This window comes from Cohnella xylanilytica (assembly GCF_014212175.1).
Lineage (GTDB): Bacteria > Bacillota > Bacilli > Paenibacillales > Paenibacillaceae > Cohnella > Cohnella xylanilytica.
In genome coordinates, this window is sequence record NZ_JACJVR010000164.1 from 1 (window position 1) to 1,790 (window position 1,790).

A 1,790-nucleotide genomic window follows, 5' to 3' on the forward strand; every position below is an offset into this window, starting at 1 on the left:
TCCTGGGCTGTCCTTGGGAAAATGCCAATAGGTGCTACCGACGGGAATGTTCCAAATTCTACCTGTTGACTCGAAAATTCGGGTTCTTCCACTTAAGATTGTTCCCTTGGCCTCTTCCGTATTTTCCTACACGCTGACTGTATCCCGCGCGCGTCGCCATCCCTTCCGCATTGCAGAGGAAGGTTCGTGCACTGATGGGCCGCGGTGTATGCCAATAGCTCGCAAGGCTGTAAGCGGAGAGCTTTCCCAAGGACATCCCAGGACCGTAGCGCCGAGCTCAAACCAAAGGAGGTGATTTCCATGTCCCACATCTTGTTTGTCGGGATCGATGTAAGCAGCAAGAACAACGTGGTTTGTTGCCTCCCTGAAGGCGACAGCGCCAAGCCCTTAAGCCGCTTTACCGTGTCTAACGACGAGCCCGGCGTGCTCACCCTTCATGAGCGGATCCTCGCCCTCATGCAGAAGCACAATCTGTCTTCCATTCGCTTCGGCCTCGAGGCGACCGGCTGTTACTCCAGCCATCTCGCCCGGTACTTGGAGAGCGTGCTGAGCTTCTCGCCGTGTGAGCACAGCGTCTATGTGTTCAACCCCAGTCTCATCAAGGTGTTCAAGAAGTCGCACTTCCTTGACGCCCCAAAAAACGACAGGGTAGACGCCTGGTTCATCGCCGCGAAGCTCCGATCCGGTCATCTACCCCGTGCTTTCACGTGGAGCGAATCGCTCGCTGCGTTGCAGCGCCTCTGCCGGACTCGTTTCCACGTTACTCAATGTTTGACACGGGAGACGAATTTCCTGCTGACCAATTTGTTCCTGAAGTTCAGCAGCTATTCGGCCGGGCCGTTCGGCAAGAAAACGTCGGCAACGAGCCTTGCGGTAATGGAGCACTTCGCCAGCGTCGAGAACATTATCGACATGTCCGTGGATGATCTTGTGGCGTTCGTTGCCCGGTGCGGTAAAAATCGCTTTGAGAACCCGCAGGACGTCGCCCAAGCTCTGCAAAAGGCGGCTCGCTCTTCTTACCGCCTGCCCAAGGCAATGGCGGATGCCGTGAATCTGGCGATGGCCTCCAACATCCGGATTATCCGTTCGCTTCAGGAACAGGCCAAATCGCTGCAGAAGGCGATTGAAGAGCATCTGGCCACCATTCCGCAGACGCTTACGTCCGTGCCCGGAATCGGTCCAATCTTCGCCGCCGGTATCCTATCGGAGATCGGCGACATCCAGCGCTTTCCAAACCAGATGGCGCTTGCGAAGTACGCAGGCCTCGCTTGGACGGAAAGCCAGTCCGGCGACTTTAAAGGCGTTGAATCTCGGCTTATTAAATCCGGCAACCGCTATCTGAAGTATTACTTCACCGAAGCCGCAAAGAGTGTTCAGGTGCACGACACTGTATTTGCGCAGTACTTCAGCCTCAAGGCGGCCGAGCCGGCCAAATATGCCGAAAAACGTGCCCTTGCGCTTACAGCTCGTAAACTGGTGCGGTTGGTCGATTACCTGCTCCGAACCAACCGACTTTACGAACCCAGAGAGGTGATCCGACAACACGGGTGACATAGGTTCACAAAAATACCACCCATTTCCCGGTACATAAGGAAATATCTGAAAGTCCGGGTAGGGCAGGTTTAGTTTGGGTTTGCCTTTTTCCCGGTCACCCCCTAAAAAGAGTGCAGTTCATTCAAATTCGTCTGATTTATGGTCTTGACATAGCACCGCTGCTCTTATGACGGTGCGTTGCTTACGTTTTAGATGAAAAATCATACAAAATTCATTTGTTGGCGATTATTTCGACG

General features: G+C 54.0%; 1 protein-coding gene. It reads left to right on the top strand.

What is annotated here, in order from left to right; genetic code table 11:
• Nucleotides 1-300: 300 nt before the first annotated feature.
• Nucleotides 301-1,551, top strand: a complete 1,251-nt coding sequence (locus H7B90_RS32060; RefSeq protein ID WP_185139976.1) for an IS110 family RNA-guided transposase — start codon at nt 301-303, stop codon at nt 1,549-1,551.
• The last annotated feature ends 239 nt before the right edge of the window (nt 1,552-1,790 follow it).